Raw genomic sequence first — 835 nt, 5'->3', positions numbered from 1 at the left:
GTGGTAGTCATCAGGACCTCCGCAGGCGGCTGGTCAGGAAGTAGTTGATCGCCGCGACGATCACGATGATGCCGAACATCGCCCACGCCGCGGTCGAGGCGTAACCGAAGTCGAACCTGCTGAAAGCGACCTCGTAGAGGTACAGCGACAGGGTCTGGAACTGCCGGTCACTGCCGCCGGTCATCGACCCGCCGCCGAACAGCAGCGGCTCGGCCAGAACCTGCATGCCGCCGATGGTCGAGATGATGACGGTGAAGATGATCGTCGGGCGGATCGCCGGGACCGTGATACGGGTCAGCTGCTGGAAGCTGCTGGCTCCGTCGAGAGACGCGGCATCGTAGAGGTCCTTGTTGACCGCCTGCATCGCGGCCAGGTAGATCAGGGCGTTGTAACCCGTCCACCGCCAGAGGATCATCACCGAGATCGCGATCTGCGACGACGCCGTGCCGGCCTGCCAGTCGATCCGGCCCAGGCCGAGGGTCTCCAGGAGCCAGTTGACCAGGCCGTAGTCCTTGCCGAAGATCTGCCCGAAGATGATCGCCACCGCGGCCACCGACGTGATGTTGGGCAGCACCGCCGTCATCCGCCAGAACGTCGGAGCGCGCAGCCGCTGATTCAGCACATGCGCCAGGACCAGGGCCATCAGCAGCTGCGGAACGGTCGACAGCACCCAGATCTGGGCGGTGTTGCGCAGCGCGTTCCAGAAGTACTCGTCGGCGAACAGATCCTGGTAGTTCTGCAGGCCGAGGAACGTGTGCGTCTCCGACAGCAGGCTCCACTCGTGCAGGGAGACCCACGCGGTGTACGCCAGCGGGAAGATCCCGAACGCGGCGAA

At 64.8% G+C, this 835-nt stretch carries 1 protein-coding gene; it reads right to left on the bottom strand.

Annotated elements, in window-relative coordinates; genetic code table 11:
* Positions 1 to 10: 10 nt before the first annotated feature.
* Positions 11 to 835, bottom strand: an 825-nt coding sequence (locus ACFQO7_RS37720) for a carbohydrate ABC transporter permease (protein WP_376810891.1), incomplete at its 5' end; no start/stop codon positions are given.

It is taken from the genome of Catellatospora aurea (assembly GCF_042663325.1).
Classification (GTDB): Bacteria; Actinomycetota; Actinomycetes; order Mycobacteriales; family Micromonosporaceae; genus Catellatospora; species Catellatospora aurea.
The sequence above is the reverse complement of the archived record's forward strand: the minus strand, read 5'-3'. Positions and strand labels throughout refer to the sequence as shown.